The organism is Streptomyces sp. NPDC001709 (genome assembly GCF_053596375.1).
The window spans coordinates 154,964-169,267 of record NZ_JBSFGB010000014.1 but is presented as its reverse complement, the minus strand read 5'-3'; the positions used below and the strand labels follow the sequence as shown (position 1 = coordinate 169,267).

The window sequence follows — 14,304 nt, the reverse complement described above, 5'->3', positions numbered from 1 at the left end:
GGAGAGTGCAGAGTCGTCCGTGTCCGACCACTGATCGGTACACGCTCGAAAGGGACGACCATGGCACTCTCCCGTTCGGCACGTCTGGGGACCGCCCGCCCGTCACCCACCACCACCCTCAAACGACGCGCTACGCGCGGAGGCTTGGTTTTGACCGCGGCGGTCTCCTTTCTCGTCATCGCCGCCGCGCCCGCCCCCACCCCCGGCGCCCCCGGCATCGGCGACTCCTACTTCCCGCAGTCGGGCAACGGCGGCTTCGACGCGCTCCATTACGACCTGAACGTCGCCTACGCCCCCGGCACCGGCCGCCTGGACGGCCGTACGACGCTCACCGCCCGCGCCACGCAGAACCTGTCCTCCTTCGACCTGGATCTGCAGCAGCTGGAGGTCAGCGCCGTCGAGGTCGACGGCAGACGGGCCGGGTTCACGCGCAGCGGGGACGAACTCGTCATCACCCCGCGCCGCAGCCTCGCCCGGGGCCGGGACTTCCGGGTGACCGTCACCTACGGCGGCGTACCGCAGCCCCTGGGCGGGCCCATCGTGTTCGGGTCCAAGTACGGCTGGATGAAGACCGCCGACGGCGTCTTCGTCGCCTGTGAACCCAATGCCGCCTCCACCTGGTTCCCGTCCAGCGACCACCCCTCCGACAAGGCCACCTACGACATCCGGATCAAGGCGCCCCAGGGCCTGACCGGTGTCTCCAACGGCCGGCTCGTGTCGACGTACGACCGGGGCGGCTCGACGTACACCCACTGGCGCGAGTCGAAGCCCATGGCGACCTATCTCGCGACCGCCACGATCGGGAAGTTCGACGTGCGCACCGGGTGGACCCCCGGCGGCATCCCGATCTACGTGGCGATCGACCCCGTCCTGGAGAACAGCAACAAGGTCGACGTGTACGCCGTCACCGCCGCGGCGACCGACTACTGGTCGCAGGTCTTCGGGCCGTACCCGTTCGAGGAGACCGGCGCGATCGTGGACGACATGCCCGAGGCCGGGTTCTCGCTGGAGGTACAGAGCAAGCCCGCCTACTCGGCGGTGCGCAGCGAGACGACGATCGTGCACGAGCTGGCCCACCAGTGGTTCGGCGACTCGGTGAGCGTGGCGCGGTGGAAGGACATCTGGCTCAACGAGGGCTTCGCCAGCTACGCCCAGTGGCTGTGGGCGGAGCACCAGGGCACCCGCTCGGCCCACGACTCCTTCCTCGCTGCCTACAACGCCCGCCAGGCGGACGACGCCTTCTGGCAGATCAAGGTCGCCGACCCGCAGCGCGACACGATGTTCGCCTCCGCCGTCTACCAGCGGGGCGCGATGACGCTGCAGATGCTCCGGGAGCGCATCGGCGACAAGGCCTTCTTCAAGCTGCTGCCCGCCTGGACGAGGCTCCACCGCTACGGCAACGCGGACACCGCCGACTTCATCCGCCTCGCCGAGCGCGTCAGCGGGCAGCAGTTGGACGACCTCTTCGACACCTGGCTGTTCACCACAGGGAAGCCCGCCCTGTGAGCCTGGCTTTGTAAGGTTCACGCACTCCGACGGGTGAGAATGTCGGGGTGCAGCTGCAGCAACTCTTCAGTCCCTCCGTCCAGCACACGCTCGATGTCATCGGCATCTTCGTGTTCGCGATCTCCGGCGCCCTGCTGGCCGTCCGGAAGAACTTCGACGTGTTCGGCATCGCCGTCCTCGCCGAGGTGACCGCGCTGGGCGGGGGGCTGTTCCGTGATCTGGTCATCGGCGCCGTACCCCCGGCCGCCTTCACCGACCTCGGGTACTTCGTGACCCCACTGCTGGCCGCGCTGGTCGTCTTCTTCCTGCACCCGCACGTGGAACGCATCCAGGCGGCGGTGCTGGTCTTCGACGCGGCCGGCCTCGGCCTGTTCTGCGTCAGCGGTACGACGAAGGCGTACAGCTACGGCCTCAACCTCACCGCCTCGGCGACGCTGGGCCTCGCCACCGCCGTCGGCGGCGGCGTCCTACGGGACGTGCTGGCCAACGAGGTGCCCTCACTGCTGCGCTGGGACCGCGATCTGTACGCGGTCCCAGCGATCGTGGGCTCCACCATGGTGGTGCTGTGCATCCGCTACGACGCCCTGACCCCCCTCACCAGTGGGCTCGCGGTCGTCACCGCTTTTGTGCTGCGCCTGCTCGCGATGCGGTTCCACTGGCGAGCTCCGCGCGCGTGGAACCGCCGGTCGACGGTGACTGAGGAGTAGTCCCGGTGGTTCCGGCGGCGTTCCCGGTGAGGGAACCCGTGGTTCCGGTGACGGAGTGGTCCTGGCCCTTGACGTGACTCTGGCCCATCTGGACGGTCAGCCAGCGGAACACCGTGTCGATCTGGGGCCGCCACAGCGCCATGTTGTGGCCGCCCAGGCTGCGCGGCAGGAACACCACGTGCACGGTCGTGGGCGCCTTGGCGATGGACTCCAGCGCCACGCCCGCCTGGTAGCCGTCGCCGGACTCGCCGGAGATGTACAGCGCGATCCGCGGCGGCACGGCCGCCTTCTTCAACAGCATGTAGGGGTTGTTGTCGTTGCGCACGGCGGGGTTCTGCGCGGCGAGGGAGTTGCGCTCGCCGATCGGGTCGTTGTAGCCGGACAGGCTGACGGCGGCCCGGTAGCGGTCCGGGTGCGCCACGGCCAGCTTGACCGCGCAGTGGGCGCCCGCCGAGTACCCGGCCACGGCCCAGCCCTGCGGCGCCGGCTCGGCCCGGAAGTTGTCCGTGACCATCTTCGGCACGTCGATGCTGAGCCAGGTGTCGGCGTTGACCTGACCGGGGATGTTCGCGCAGCCGGTGTCCACGCCGGCCAGCAGGTTGGTGCGCGGGGCGACCAGGATGAAGGGCGCCACCTGGCCGCTCCTCATCAGCGGCAGCAGCTGCTCGTGCGCCTTCATGGAGCCGAACCAGGCCTTCGCCGAACCGGGATAGCCGGGCAGGACCTCCACCACCGGGAACTTCTTGTTGCGGTAGGCCGGGTCGTTGTACTGCGGCGGCAGCCAGACGTAGACCTCGGCGTTCACCCCGGAGACCCGGCCCTTGAGCTGGGTGACACGGACTCCGCCCGCCGCGTGCATACCGGGACCCTCGGCCGCCGTGAAGGTCTGCTTGACCTTGGGCAACCGTTTCACCGCTATACCGCCGGTGCCGTCCCGGCCCAGGTCCTGGGCCTGCTGGACGTGGTTGCCGGTGCCGAGCAGGTCGGCCCAGTTGTCGTACAGGTTGTTCTGGTTGTTGACCAGAACGAAGATCAGTGTGACGGCCGTGCCCTGGGCGAACAGCAGCATGCCAAGCCGCGACGCGGCACGCAGGGGCTTGGGCCCGCGCACCCGCGACCACAGGACGAGCGGCAGTATCAGTGCGACCACGGCCAGCACGATGGTCGTGTAGAGGAACGGAGTCCCGGTGAGGCTCATGTCCCCATAGAGGGGAAACAGGGCCTCGAGGTTGTGGACGTGTCCGGACACTTACTTAGAAATTGCCGGAACCTCACCCGGGAGGCGGATCCTGCACGCCAGGGTACCCGGTGGATCACTGGGAGTGCACATAAAAAGCTACCGCTTAGTAATTTCATGTTGTACCGTTCACCCATGCCAGAAGCAGCTTCCGCACCGTCCCGGGCCGTGATCGGCGACAGCGAGTTCGACCGTGACACCGCGGTCATCCGGCGCGAGCCCGGTGTCTACGACATCGACCTCTCCGCCGGATGGACCATCATCAACGCCGTCAACGGCGGCTATCTGCTGGCCGTGCTCGGCCGGGCCCTCGCGGACGCGCTGCCGCATCCGGACCCCTTCACCGTCTCCGCGTACTACCTGACCGCGTCCCAGCCGGGCCCCGCGGTGATCCGCACGCAGCCGGTCCGTACCGGCCGCACCCTCTCCACCGGCCAGGCCTCGCTCTTCCAGTACGACGACGAGGGCAACGAGGTCGAACGCATCCGCGTCCTCGCCTCCTATGGCGACCTCGCCGCCCTCCCCGACGACGTCCGTACGACAGCGACGCCGCCGCCGATCCCGCCCCTGGACCAGTGCTTCGGCCCCGACGACTCACCCGCCCCCGTGCCGGGCAGCTCGGCCATCGCCGACCGGCTGATGCTCAAGCTGGACCCGGCGACCCTCGGCTGGGCCCTCGGCGCGCCCTCCGGCAAGGGCGAGATGCGCGCCTGGTTCGGCCTGGCCGACGGCCGTGACGCCGACCCCCTCTCCCTGTTGCTGGCGGTGGACGCCCTGCCTCCCACCGCCTTCGAACTCGGCCTGAAGGGCTGGGTCCCCACGGTGGAACTCACCGTCCATGTCCGCCGCCGCCCGGCCCCCGGTCCGCTGCGGGTGTCCATCACCACCCGCAACCTGGCCGGCGGCTTCCTGGAGGAGGACGCCGAGGTCTGGGACACGGACAACCACTTGGTCGCCCAGTCCCGCCAACTGGCCCGCGCCAGACTCACCTGACACAAGCCGACGGTGGCGCGGCTGCCCGGCCGGCCGGGCGGGGAGTTCGGCGCCGGCGGCCGGTGGGGTGGGTCAGGCTCGGCTCAGGGGGGAGCGGCCCAGCCAGGCTGCCAGTTCTGTGTAGACGTCGGCGCCTTCGGGGGCCTCACGGCGGGTGTCGAAGGGGGTGTCGGCGTCGCGAGGGCGGGAGTCGGGCAGGACCGCGCGGGCGGTGGCCAGGGCGAACTCGGCGAGTTCCGGGTCGAGTCCGCCCGGGTGGCCGATGGCCTCCGCGAGGTCCCAGGTGTGCGTGACGATCTCCATCACATAGCCGGAGAGGGCCGCATGGCCGGGCACCTCGCCCCACGGCACCCGGACCGGGTCGGTCATCCGCTCGTCGCTCTCCCAGGCCTTCAGGACCCGGGTGCGTACCTCGCCGTAGGCCTCCGCCCACCCCTCGTCGGCGACGCCGTCGGCGAAGGGCCGCACCGCGAGTCCGTCACCGCCCTCGCCGACCACCGCGATCCGCCGGGTCGCGCCGACGATGTGGCTCAGCAGGGCCCGCACGTCGAACTCCGAACAAGGGGTCGGGGCCGTGAGGTGTTCGGGGCGCACGGCCCTGATCAGGGCCGCCGCCTGCTCGGTGGCGCGGGTGTAGACGGGGCGCGGGTCGATGAAGCCGGTGGTGGTCATGAGATGCCTCTCCGTGGGTCGGTGAAACGAGGATCGCGGAATAACCTGACAACCTCCGTCAACATTTGCGAGGAGCCCCACCGGGGCGGGATTCTGGGCGCGTGAAGTCCGACCGGCTGCTGTCGATCCTGCTGCTCCTGCAGACCCGGGGCCGCGTCCCCGCGCATGAACTCGCCGACCGGCTGGAGGTCTCGGTCCGCACCATCTACCGGGACATCGAGGCGCTGTCCGCCTCCGGCGTCCCCGTCTACGCCGAGCGCGGCCGGCACGGCGGCATCGAACTCCTCGCCGGTTTCCGCACCGACGTCACCGGGCTGACCGCCGACGAGTCCCGCGCCCTGTTCATCCTGGCCGCCCAGGGCGCCCACGCCGCGCTCGGCCTCGACGCGGCCCTCGGCTCGGCCCTGCGCAAGGTCATGGCCGCGCTGCCCGCCCCGTACCGGCCCGCCGCAGAGGTGACCAGCCGCCGCATCCTGGTGGACGCCACCCGCTGGAAGAGCGGCCCCCAGCAGGCCGTCGACCTGGAGGTGCTCCAGGACGCGGTCTTCTCCGACCGGCGCCTGAGGCTGCGCTACCGGCACAGCGGGGAGCGGGAGCCGCGGAACTACACCGTGGACCCGTACGGCCTCGTCGCCAAGGCCGGGGTCTGGTACCTGGTCGCCGACCGGCGCGGTGCGCCCCGGCTGTTCCGCGCCGACCGGATCCGCTCGGCCCGGCCGCTGGACGAGCCCGTACGGCGCCGCCCCGGTGTCGAACTCGCCAACGCCTGGGAGGTGTTGCGGCGCCAGGTGGAGGAACGGGAGGGCGGGATCGAGGTGACCGTACGGGTACGGCGGGAGTGGCTGGACATGTTCCGGCGGGTGGCCGCCGCCGAGCTGACCGCTCTGTCGGACGACGACGGCGAGAGCGAGTGGGTCAGCGCCCGGCTGTCGTACCCGATGCTGCGCGCGGTCCGCCAACTCCTCGCGTTCTCCGACCGGGTGGAGCTGCTGGACCCACCCGAGGCCCGCGCGGAACTGCTGGCCGCGGCCCGTTCCGTCACGGCCTTGTACCAGGAGCCGGAGCCGACCTCGCATTGACAGCGGAGGCACAGGGCGGGCCCAAGGCACCCCAAGGCACGGTTGGTTGAGTGCGGCTCCTCAGGACTTCCTCATACTTCGCGGAGCTGACTCTCATGAAGCGTGCCCGACTCCTCCCCGCCGTCGCCCTGCTGGCGCTGTCCCCGCTGCTGCTGAGCGCCTGCGGCTCGGGCGGCTCGTCCTCCTCCGGCAGCGGTGACTCCGGTGGGCGGCAGAGCTGTCGGCGGCCCTCCGGCATGCCCACCGGCGGCGCCGGGCGCCACCGCCCGAGCGGGATGCCGTCGGGCGCGTCCACGGCCAGGCCGACCGGCAACCCGTCGTCGCTGCCCTCGGGCAGACCGTCGGGCATGCCGTCGGGCGTGCCGAGCGGCGGGCCCTCCGGGCAGGGCGGGTTCGGCGGCGGCTGCGGCGGCCCGGGGGGCCAGACCGGAGGAAAGGCCGGGGGTCAGGCCCAGCAGGGCTGAGCGAAGGGCAGATCTCAGCCCGCCTGGTCCACCCAGTGGCTGCGGCCGATGGTGATGAGCCGCAGCTGCCGGGTGGCGAGCTGGGTGACGCGTTCCCGCTCCTCCGCCGGGGCCTCCAGGGCCTCCAGGAACAGCGAGGCGGTGATGAGCATCTGGTCGACGTAGAGGTGCGCGAGCATCAGCAGGTCGTCGTCGCTCCAACCCGCCGCCTCGGGGTCCTTGGCCAGCTCGGCCTTCACCTCCTCGGCGAACCGGACCAGCTGGGCCCGGATGGCCTCCCGCACCGGCTGCACCCCGCCGTGCCGCTCACGGGCGATGAACCGGACGTGCGCGGGGTGTGTGTCCACGTGCCGGGCGATCAACTCGATGGCACGCGCGATGCGTTCCTCGCTGCCGCCCGCCGTGGACACCGTCGTCCGCACCATCGGGTGCAGGCTGCCCAGCGCCTCGTCGACCAGCGCCACACCGAGGTCGGCGGTCGAGCGGAAGTGCCGGTAGAAGGCGGTCGGGGCGACGCCGACGGCCCGGGTGACCTCGCGCAGGCCCAGGCTGCTCAGGCTCTGCTCCTCCAGCAGCGCGAGCGCCGCGTCGAGGAACGCCTGCCGGGTCTTCTGCTTCTGGGCCTGCCGGATACCGAGGGTGTGACTCATGTCATCCAGTTAACAACTGTTCTCTGGAATTTGGAAGCCGGGAAGCGCGCTAGAGTAGAAGTCAGTGAACAAGTGTTACTACAACTGTTCACCGAAACTTCACACCGGCCCGAATTACGAGGCACCCCGGAGGGGGGATCTGATCCCATGCTGTTCCTCGTCGCCGCGCTCATGCTGCTCGGTGTCGTGCTGGGCACCGTGGCCCACGCACCGCTGACCGTCACCGGCGTCGTCGCCGCCGTCATCGCCGTCTGGCTCGGCATCTTCGCGATCCGCGAGCGCCACGGCCGCCGACGCCGTACGTCGGCCAACTGACCGTCCGCCACGACTTCCAGGAGCTGAGCACCATGCAACTCACCGCACCGGTCACGAGCAGCAACGACACCCGCCCGGCCGCGCGGGACGCCGACGGCATGGCCGTGGCGTCCTTCATCCTCGGCCTGCTCGGTCTGCTCGTCCTCAACGTCTTCCTCGGCCCGATCGCCATCGTCCTGGCCGCCGTCGCCCTCTGGCGCGGCACCGCCCGCCGCGGCCGAGCCCTGCTGGGCCTCGCCCTGGGCGTGGCCGACCTCGCCGTCCTGGCGATCGCCATGGAGGTCTCCCACACGCTGTCGTGGAGCCTGTGACCGACCCAGGCCCCACCTGACCGACCGACCCCCGAGGACGACGGGGCACCGGCCGCAACGTCCGCCCCGTCCCCACCGGGGCACCCGAACCGCCACCGCGGCAGGGGTAGCCGAGCCGCTACCGCCGCAAACGGCCCCTGCTACCGCCGCAAGGCGGCCGAGCCGCTACCGCCGTAGGGCAGCCGAACCGCTACCGCCGTAAGGCAGCAGAACCGCTACCGGCCGCAAGGCAGCGGACTGCTCCCGCCGTAAGACGACCAGGCGCTCCCGCCGTAAGACAGCCGGACTGCTACCGGCCGCAGGGCAGCCGAGCCGCCCCCGCCGTAAGGCAGCCGAACCGCCACCGCCGTCGGCAGCCGTTCCGCAGGGCCATGGGGCTACCTCCCGCTCGAGCGAAGCCAAGGGTGGGGGAGGGTGGGCACGGCCGACAGTGCAGGGCACCTCGCCGCCAAGACCAGGTGCAGTCAACGCAAGGCGCACGGCAAGCCAGCCAACCTGCACGGCCGAAGCCAACCGCAGGAACCCGGCGCCGTAGAATCGGCACACCATGGCTTACCTCGACCACGCCGCGACAACCCCGATGCTCCCGGAGGCGGCAGAGGCCCTGACCGCCCAGTTGAGCATCACGGGCAACGCCTCCTCCCTCCACGCATCCGGCCGCCAGGCCCGCCGTACGGTCGAGGAATCCCGCGAGACCCTCGCGGAAGCACTCGGCGCCCGTCCCAGCGAGGTCGTCTTCACCTCGGGCGGCACCGAGGCCGACAACCTCGCCGTCAAGGGCCTGTACTGGTCCCGCCGTGACGCCGACCCGGCCCGTACCCGCGTCCTGGCCAGCCCCGTGGAGCACCACGCCGTCCTCGACGCCGTCCACTGGCTCGGCGAACACGAGGGCGCGACGGTCGAGTACCTCCCCGTCGACTCCTACGGCCGCGTCCACCCCGACGCCCTGCGCGAGGCCATCGCCCGCAACCCCGACGACGTCGCCCTGGTCACCGTGATGTGGGCCAACAACGAGATCGGCACGATCCTGCCGGTCCGTGAACTCACCGAAGCGGCCGCCGAGTTCGGCATCCCGATGCACGCCGACGCGGTCCAGGCCTTCGGTCAGGTACCGGTCGACTTCGCCGCCTCCGGCCTCGCCGCGATGACCGTCTCCGGCCACAAGATCGGCGGCCCGTACGGCATCGGCGCCCTGCTTCTCGGCCGCGACCAGACCCCCGTACCGGTCCTGCACGGCGGCGGTCAGGAGCGGCATGTCCGCTCCGGCACCCTCGACGTGCCCGCCATCGCCTCCTTCGCCGTCGCGGGCCGGCTCGCCACCGAGCGGCGCGAGTGGTTCGCCCGCGAGATCGGCGCCCTGCGCGACAAGTTGATCGCGGCCGTCCGCGGTGCCGTCCCGGACGCCGTCCTCGGCGGCGACCCGGCCACCGGGGGCCGCCTCCCGGCCAACGCGCACTTCACGTTCCCCGGCTGCGAGGGCGACTCCCTGCTGCTTCTGCTGGACGCCCAGGGCATCGAGTGCTCGACCGGCTCCGCCTGTACCGCGGGCGTCGCCCAGCCCAGCCATGTCCTGCTCGCCACCGGCACCGATCCGGACCTGGCCCGCGGCACCCTGCGCTTCTCCCTCGGCCACACCTCCACGGAGGCGGACGTCGAAGCGGTTGCCAAGGCGATCGGCCCGGCGGTGGAACGCGCCCGGGTGGCAGGGCTCAGCTGAGCGCACGAAAGCGACCTACGAGGCGGGTTCCCTTCGCCGGTATTGTCCGGATCAGGTAATGGGGGTCGCCGTCAGGTCCAGTCCTTGCAACCTTTCGGCCTCTCAGCCCGAGCGTCGATGTCGGCACCAGCGGAGACGGTGTTTCCTCTCCTTGAAGAGATAACAGGTATCTCGCTGAAGTCGGCTACTCCGCTTGAACTCCCTCACTCGTCTCGTAGGTCTATTAACAGGATAGAACGCCTCCTACGGGACAAAAAGGGGCTAGACCTTGATTTTTTGCAGATACCGCTCCCAGTCCCAGTGCGGCCCCGGATCGGTGTGATCCGTGCCCGGCACCTCCACATGCCCGATGATGTGCTCGCGGTCCACGGCCATGCCGTACCGCCCGCATATCGCCGCCGTCAGCCGCGCCGAGGACGCGTACATGGCGTCCGTGAAGGAGGAGGCGTCGTCCACGAAGCCCTCGTGCTCGATGCCGACACTGCGCTCGTTGTACTCCCGGTTGCCCGCGTGGAAGGCCACGTCCAGCTCCCGTATCAGCTGGGTGATCCGGCCGTCCTTGCGCACGATGTAGTGCGCCGCCGCGCCGTGCGCCGGGTCCTGGAAGACCTTCACCGCGCTCGCGTAGTCGCCCTGTGTGACGTGGATGACGACACGGTCGACCGCGTAGTCGTCCGGCCGGTTCGCCCGCCGGTAGTTGGCCGGGGAGGCCGGCACCCAGCGCGCGCCCCGGAAGTCCACGGCCCCCGCCACCCGCGGCTTCTCCACCCCGGGCAGCCGCCACCACAGGTGCGACAGCTCCTCGCGCGCCAGCGCGGCCGTGCCCACGGCGGCCGCCGCCCCGCCGACGAGCAGGGCCCGCCGCCCCAGCCGCCGGTCCCCGTCGCCCGCCGCCGTCCCCTGAGTCGCCCCCATGTGATCGGCAACGGATATCCGGCGCCCCCGGTTCCCACGGCCCCGTACCCTGGAAGGGCTATGACTGAGACCCCGCAGCGCCCCCTCCGCGTCCTCGCCGCCATGTCCGGCGGGGTCGACTCCGCCGTCGCCGCCGCGCGCGCCGCGGAAGCCGGCCACGACGTCACCGGCGTCCACCTCGCGCTCTCCGCGAACCCGCAGTCCTTCCGGACCGGCGCGCGGGGCTGTTGCACCATCGAGGACTCCCGCGACGCCCGCCGCGCGGCCGACGTCATCGGCATCCCGTTCTACGTCTGGGACCTCGCCGACCGCTTCCGCGAGGACGTGGTCGAGGACTTCATCGCCGAGTACGAGGCCGGCCGCACCCCCAACCCCTGCCTGCGCTGCAACGAGAAGATCAAGTTCGCCGCGCTGCTCGACAAGGCGCTGGCCCTCGGCTTCGACACGGTCTGCACCGGCCACTACGCCAAGGTGATCGTGAACTCGGACGGCTCCCGCGAGCTGCACCGCGCCTCCGACATGGCCAAGGACCAGTCGTACGTCCTCGGTGTGCTGGACGAGAAGCAGCTCGCCCACGCGATGTTCCCGCTCGGCGACACGGTCACCACCAAGGACGAGATCCGCGCCGAGGCCGAGCGGCGGGGCCTGGCCGTCGCCAAGAAGCCCGACTCGCACGACATCTGCTTCATCGCCGACGGCGACACCCAGGGCTTCCTCGCCCGCAGGCTCGGCAAGGCCGAGGGCGACATCGTCGACGAGTCCGGCACCAAACTGGGGACGCACGAGGGTGCCTACGGCTACACCATCGGCCAGCGCAAGGGCCTCAGGATCGGCACCCCGGCCCCCGACGGCAAGCCGCGCTACGTCCTGGACATCTCTCCGGTGTCGAACACCGTGACGGTCGGCCCGGCCGCCGCCCTGGACGTCACCGCCCTGACCGCGATCAAGCCCCGCTGGTGCGGCACGGCCCCCACCGGCCCCGGCACCTACACCGCCCAGCTGCGCGCCCACGGCGGCGAGACCGAGGTCACCGCCGCACCGGTCGACGGTGAGCTGCGCGTGACCTTCACCGACCCGGTCCGCGGCGTCGCCCCCGGCCAGGCGATCGTCCTGTACGACGGCACGCGCGTGGTGGGCTCGGCCACGATCGCGTCGACCACGCGCGCGACGACCGCGGCGGTGTAGAGCCGCCCAGGGCCTGTCCGTCATGATCCGCCGGACAGGCCCTATCCCTCGACGAACTCCGCCAGCACCGGTCCCAGCACATCCGGCTCCACCATGTGGGTCTGGCCCTCCAGCTCGCGGTACGCTCCCTCGGGTACGGCCCTGGAGACCTCCCGGCTCGCCGCCCGCATCCACTCGGGGCTCGCCCCGCCCGCGACCGACAGCACCGGTACGGAGATCGCGGCGAGCCTCTCCCGCGGGAGCAGGCCGTCGCCCATCACCGTGTCGTCGTACGCGAGACTCGGCGCCACCGCCTCCATCCCGGCCCACATCGGCGACTGGCGGGCGCCCTGGATCATCTCCTCGCCGAGGCCGGTCAGCCGCAGGAACAGCTCCACCGCGTCCCCGCGCCTGCCGTCCGCGAGCGCCTTGGTCAGGTTCTCCTTGTACGCGGCCTCCCGCTCCGCGCCGCCCTCCAGGGCGTCGGCGTACGGCACCTCGTACACGGCCGCCCGGCGGATCGGCAGCCCGCTCGCCGCCGCCTCCAGCACCAGCGCGCCGCCCGAGGAGACCCCGAACAGCGCCGTGTCACCGCCCACGGCGTCGATCAGCGCGGCCAGGTCCTCGACCTCGCGCTCGACCGAGTAGGGCGGGGTGTCACCGCTCGCGCCGCGGCCCCGGCGGTCGTAGACGACGGCCGTGCAGCGGTCCGCGATCCGATGCGCCAGGGGCGCCAGGGTGCCTCCGGTGGACATCGCTCCGCTCACCAGGATCACCGTCGGCCCCTGGCCGGTCACCGCGTACGCGAGGCCGGTGCCGTCGCGTGAAGTCGTCTTCTTGTCCATGCCGGTGCAGACTGCCGTACCGGCATGGACTCATCGTTCACGACACGTCGACGTCGTAGAAGCAGAAGTGATCCTTGATCTCCGCGACGCCCGGCTTCGGGTCCGGGTACGCCCACACCAGGTCCGGTGCGTCCGGGCGGGACCAGTAGGACGCCGTGCCCTTGAAGGGGCACACGGTGTGGGTGCCGGAGGGGGTCAGCAGGTCGAGGCGTACGTCCTCGGCGGGGATGTAGTACCGCGCCGGACAGCCCGTCTCGCGCAGCACCAGCGGGCGGTCGCTCTCCGCGAGCACCTGGTCGCCGTGCACCACGCGCACGTGCTGCCCGCTCTTCTCGATGGTGATGGTGTGTCCTTCGGTCATACAGGGACAGCACCGGCGGGCCCGCGCTTCTTCCCGCGCCTCTTCCCGCGCGGTACGGCCCGTGCGGCAGGGCCGTACGGTAGGGGCCATGAATATCTGCGTCTTCCTGTCCGCCGCCGACCTCGACGAGCGTTATACGCGCCCCGCGCGCGAGTTCGCGGAACTGATCGGCAAGGGTGGTCACACCCTGGTGTGGGGCGGCTCCGACGTCGGTCTGATGAAGGTCGTCGCCGACGGGGTGCAGGAGGCGGGCGGCAGGCTGCTGGGCGTGTCCGTGGAGTTCCTCGCCGGCAAGATGCGGCCCGGCGCCGACGAGATGGTCATCGCCGCGGACCTCGCCGAACGCAAGAAGCTGCTGCTGGAGAAGGCCGACGCCGTGGTGATCATGGTGGGCGGCACCGGCACGCTGGACGAGGCCACCGAGATCCTGGAGCTGAAGAAGCACGGCCACACCGAGAAGCCGGTGGTGCTGCTGAACACGGCGGGCTTCTACGACGGTCTGCGCGAGCAGTTCCACCGCATGGAGGACGAGGGCTTCCTCCCGCGCCCGCTGACGGAGCTGGTCTTCTTCGCCGAGGAGCCGGTGGGCGCCCTGGCCTACCTGGAGGAGCAGCTGGGCGTCCACTGATGCGAGCATGGCGGGCATGGCTACACATGTGATCACCGGGGCCGGGTCCGGCATCGGCGCGGCCGTCGCCCGCCGCCTGCACGCGCGCGGGGACGAACTCGTGCTGCACGCGCGCGACGCGGGCCGCGCGAAGGAACTGGCGGCGGAGTTTCCCGGCGCCCGCACCCTGGTGGGCGACCTGGCCGACCCGGACAAGCTGTCCTGGGCGTTCTCCCACCAGACCCTGCCGGACCGAGTGGACTCGCTGCTGCACATCGCCGGCGTCGTCGACCTGGGCGAGGTCGGCGACCTGACCCCCAAGTCCTGGCGCCACCAGCTCAACGTCAATCTGATCGCCCCCGCAGAGCTGACCCGGCACTTCCTGCCCCAGCTCCGCGCGGCCCGCGGCCATGTGATCTTCGTCAACTCCGGCGCCGGCCTCAACGCCCACGCCGGCTGGTCCGCGTACGCCGCCTCCAAGCACGGCCTGAAGGCCCTCGCCGACTCCCTGCGCCAGGAGGAGCACGGCAACGGCGTCCGTGTCACCTCGGTCTACCCCGGCCGCACGGCCAGCCCCATGCAGGCCAAGGTCCACCAGCAGGAGGGCAAGGACTACGATGCCTCGAAGTGGATCGACCCCGAGTCGGTCGCCACGACGATCCTCATGGCCCTGGACCTGCCCGGGGACGCGGAGGTCAACGACCTGACGGTGCGTCCGGGGCGGTGAGCGCGGCAGGAGGTGCCGAGATCCGGGGCGGAGC

17 protein-coding genes are annotated in these 14,304 nt (G+C 71.2%); 11 read left to right on the top strand and 6 right to left on the bottom strand.

Going from position 1 to position 14,304, the window contains the following annotated elements; genetic code table 11:
• The first annotated feature begins 60 nt into the window (after positions 1-60).
• Positions 61-1,506, top strand: a complete 1,446-nt coding sequence (locus ACWC0C_RS21885) for a M1 family metallopeptidase (RefSeq protein ID WP_449199250.1) — start codon at positions 61-63, stop codon at positions 1,504-1,506.
• A gap of 47 nt (positions 1,507-1,553) precedes the next feature.
• A complete protein-coding gene (locus tag ACWC0C_RS21880) occupies positions 1,554-2,213 on the top strand; it encodes a trimeric intracellular cation channel family protein (RefSeq protein ID WP_449199251.1) in 660 nt (219 codons plus the stop codon).
• On the opposite strand, the gene ACWC0C_RS21875 is transcribed toward ACWC0C_RS21880, so the two are convergent.
• On the bottom strand, positions 2,122-3,411 hold the full coding sequence (locus ACWC0C_RS21875) for an alpha/beta hydrolase (protein ID WP_450865300.1): 1,290 nt from the start codon (positions 3,409-3,411) through the stop codon (positions 2,122-2,124). The genes ACWC0C_RS21880 and ACWC0C_RS21875 overlap by 92 nt on opposite strands.
• 174 nt (positions 3,412-3,585) lie before the next feature.
• Between ACWC0C_RS21875 and ACWC0C_RS21870 the strand changes: the two genes are divergently transcribed.
• Positions 3,586-4,443 carry a thioesterase family protein gene (locus tag ACWC0C_RS21870; protein WP_449199253.1) on the top strand — a complete coding sequence of 286 codons (858 nt, stop codon included), beginning with the start codon at positions 3,586-3,588 and terminating at the stop codon, positions 4,441-4,443.
• A 72-nt stretch (positions 4,444-4,515) separates the two neighbouring features.
• On the opposite strand, the gene ACWC0C_RS21865 is transcribed toward ACWC0C_RS21870, so the two are convergent.
• Entirely contained in the window at positions 4,516-5,115 is a 600-nt protein-coding gene (locus tag ACWC0C_RS21865) for a TIGR03086 family metal-binding protein (RefSeq protein ID WP_450865299.1), read from the bottom strand.
• A gap of 101 nt (positions 5,116-5,216) precedes the next feature.
• On the opposite strand from ACWC0C_RS21865, the gene ACWC0C_RS21860 reads away from it, so the two are divergent.
• Both ACWC0C_RS21860 and ACWC0C_RS21855 read left to right on the top strand, forming a co-directional pair.
• Positions 5,217-6,194 carry a helix-turn-helix transcriptional regulator gene (locus ACWC0C_RS21860; RefSeq protein ID WP_450865298.1) on the top strand — a complete coding sequence of 326 codons (978 nt, stop codon included), beginning with the start codon at positions 5,217-5,219 and terminating at the stop codon, positions 6,192-6,194.
• Between the two features lie 95 nt (positions 6,195-6,289).
• Positions 6,290-6,658 (top strand): hypothetical protein, encoded by a 369-nt coding sequence (locus ACWC0C_RS21855; protein ID WP_450865297.1) that lies wholly within the window; start codon positions 6,290-6,292, stop codon positions 6,656-6,658.
• 14 nt (positions 6,659-6,672) lie between these two features.
• Here the strand turns inward: ACWC0C_RS21855 and ACWC0C_RS21850 are convergent, their stop codons facing one another.
• Positions 6,673-7,308: a TetR family transcriptional regulator gene (locus tag ACWC0C_RS21850; protein ID WP_449199257.1), complete on the bottom strand. Its 636-nt coding sequence runs from the start codon at positions 7,306-7,308 to the stop codon at positions 6,673-6,675.
• 147 nt (positions 7,309-7,455) lie between these two features.
• Between ACWC0C_RS21850 and ACWC0C_RS21845 the strand changes: the two genes are divergently transcribed.
• From ACWC0C_RS21845 to ACWC0C_RS21835, 3 genes are all read left to right on the top strand, one after another.
• Positions 7,456-7,623 (top strand): hypothetical protein, encoded by a 168-nt coding sequence (locus ACWC0C_RS21845; RefSeq protein ID WP_449199258.1) that lies wholly within the window; start codon positions 7,456-7,458, stop codon positions 7,621-7,623.
• A 32-nt stretch (positions 7,624-7,655) separates the two neighbouring features.
• Positions 7,656-7,934: a DUF4190 domain-containing protein gene (locus ACWC0C_RS21840; RefSeq protein ID WP_449199259.1), complete on the top strand. Its 279-nt coding sequence runs from the start codon at positions 7,656-7,658 to the stop codon at positions 7,932-7,934.
• Between the two features lie 547 nt (positions 7,935-8,481).
• Complete coding sequence (locus ACWC0C_RS21835) at positions 8,482-9,651, top strand: cysteine desulfurase family protein (RefSeq protein ID WP_450865296.1); 1,170 nt, start codon at positions 8,482-8,484, stop codon at positions 9,649-9,651.
• Between the two features lie 261 nt (positions 9,652-9,912).
• On the opposite strand, the gene ACWC0C_RS21830 is transcribed toward ACWC0C_RS21835, so the two are convergent.
• On the bottom strand, positions 9,913-10,566 hold the full coding sequence (locus ACWC0C_RS21830; RefSeq protein ID WP_449199261.1) for an N-acetylmuramoyl-L-alanine amidase: 654 nt from the start codon (positions 10,564-10,566) through the stop codon (positions 9,913-9,915).
• Positions 10,567-10,626: 60 nt separating this feature from the next.
• On the opposite strand from ACWC0C_RS21830, the gene mnmA reads away from it, so the two are divergent.
• The gene (mnmA, locus tag ACWC0C_RS21825) at positions 10,627-11,751 is read left to right on the top strand and encodes a tRNA 2-thiouridine(34) synthase MnmA (protein ID WP_450865295.1); all 1,125 of its coding nucleotides are present in this window, start codon (positions 10,627-10,629) and stop codon (positions 11,749-11,751) included.
• Between the two features lie 41 nt (positions 11,752-11,792).
• Here mnmA and ACWC0C_RS21820 read toward each other — a convergent pair whose 3' ends face one another.
• Both ACWC0C_RS21820 and ACWC0C_RS21815 read right to left on the bottom strand, forming a co-directional pair.
• Positions 11,793-12,575: an alpha/beta fold hydrolase gene (locus ACWC0C_RS21820; RefSeq protein ID WP_450865294.1), complete on the bottom strand. Its 783-nt coding sequence runs from the start codon at positions 12,573-12,575 to the stop codon at positions 11,793-11,795.
• A 37-nt stretch (positions 12,576-12,612) separates the two neighbouring features.
• Positions 12,613-12,936 (bottom strand): DUF427 domain-containing protein, encoded by a 324-nt coding sequence (locus ACWC0C_RS21815; protein WP_449199264.1) that lies wholly within the window; start codon positions 12,934-12,936, stop codon positions 12,613-12,615.
• Between the two features lie 88 nt (positions 12,937-13,024).
• On the opposite strand from ACWC0C_RS21815, the gene ACWC0C_RS21810 reads away from it, so the two are divergent.
• Entirely contained in the window at positions 13,025-13,564 is a 540-nt protein-coding gene (locus ACWC0C_RS21810; RefSeq protein ID WP_449199265.1) for an LOG family protein, read from the top strand.
• Between the two features lie 16 nt (positions 13,565-13,580).
• Entirely contained in the window at positions 13,581-14,270 is a 690-nt protein-coding gene (locus tag ACWC0C_RS21805) for an SDR family oxidoreductase (RefSeq protein WP_450865293.1), read from the top strand.
• Positions 14,271-14,304: the final 34 nt, after the last annotated feature.

Coding starts and splice junctions, on each gene's coding strand:
- ACWC0C_RS21840 (WP_449199259.1), top strand. CDS start 7,656: ATGCAACTCACCGCACCGGTCACGAGCAGCAACGACACCCGCCCGGCC.
- ACWC0C_RS21820 (WP_450865294.1), bottom strand. CDS start 12,575: ATGGACAAGAAGACGACTTCACGCGACGGCACCGGCCTCGCGTACGCG.
- ACWC0C_RS21835 (WP_450865296.1), top strand. CDS start 8,482: ATGGCTTACCTCGACCACGCCGCGACAACCCCGATGCTCCCGGAGGCG.
- ACWC0C_RS21855 (WP_450865297.1), top strand. CDS start 6,290: ATGAAGCGTGCCCGACTCCTCCCCGCCGTCGCCCTGCTGGCGCTGTCC.
- ACWC0C_RS21810 (WP_449199265.1), top strand. CDS start 13,025: ATGAATATCTGCGTCTTCCTGTCCGCCGCCGACCTCGACGAGCGTTAT.
- ACWC0C_RS21815 (WP_449199264.1), bottom strand. CDS start 12,936: ATGACCGAAGGACACACCATCACCATCGAGAAGAGCGGGCAGCACGTG.
- ACWC0C_RS21850 (WP_449199257.1), bottom strand. CDS start 7,308: ATGAGTCACACCCTCGGTATCCGGCAGGCCCAGAAGCAGAAGACCCGG.
- mnmA (WP_450865295.1), top strand. CDS start 10,627: ATGACTGAGACCCCGCAGCGCCCCCTCCGCGTCCTCGCCGCCATGTCC.
- ACWC0C_RS21875 (WP_450865300.1), bottom strand. CDS start 3,411: ATGAGCCTCACCGGGACTCCGTTCCTCTACACGACCATCGTGCTGGCC.
- ACWC0C_RS21870 (WP_449199253.1), top strand. CDS start 3,586: ATGCCAGAAGCAGCTTCCGCACCGTCCCGGGCCGTGATCGGCGACAGC.
- ACWC0C_RS21845 (WP_449199258.1), top strand. CDS start 7,456: ATGCTGTTCCTCGTCGCCGCGCTCATGCTGCTCGGTGTCGTGCTGGGC.
- ACWC0C_RS21805 (WP_450865293.1), top strand. CDS start 13,581: ATGGCTACACATGTGATCACCGGGGCCGGGTCCGGCATCGGCGCGGCC.
- ACWC0C_RS21830 (WP_449199261.1), bottom strand. CDS start 10,566: ATGGGGGCGACTCAGGGGACGGCGGCGGGCGACGGGGACCGGCGGCTG.
- ACWC0C_RS21865 (WP_450865299.1), bottom strand. CDS start 5,115: ATGACCACCACCGGCTTCATCGACCCGCGCCCCGTCTACACCCGCGCC.
- ACWC0C_RS21885 (WP_449199250.1), top strand. CDS start 61: ATGGCACTCTCCCGTTCGGCACGTCTGGGGACCGCCCGCCCGTCACCC.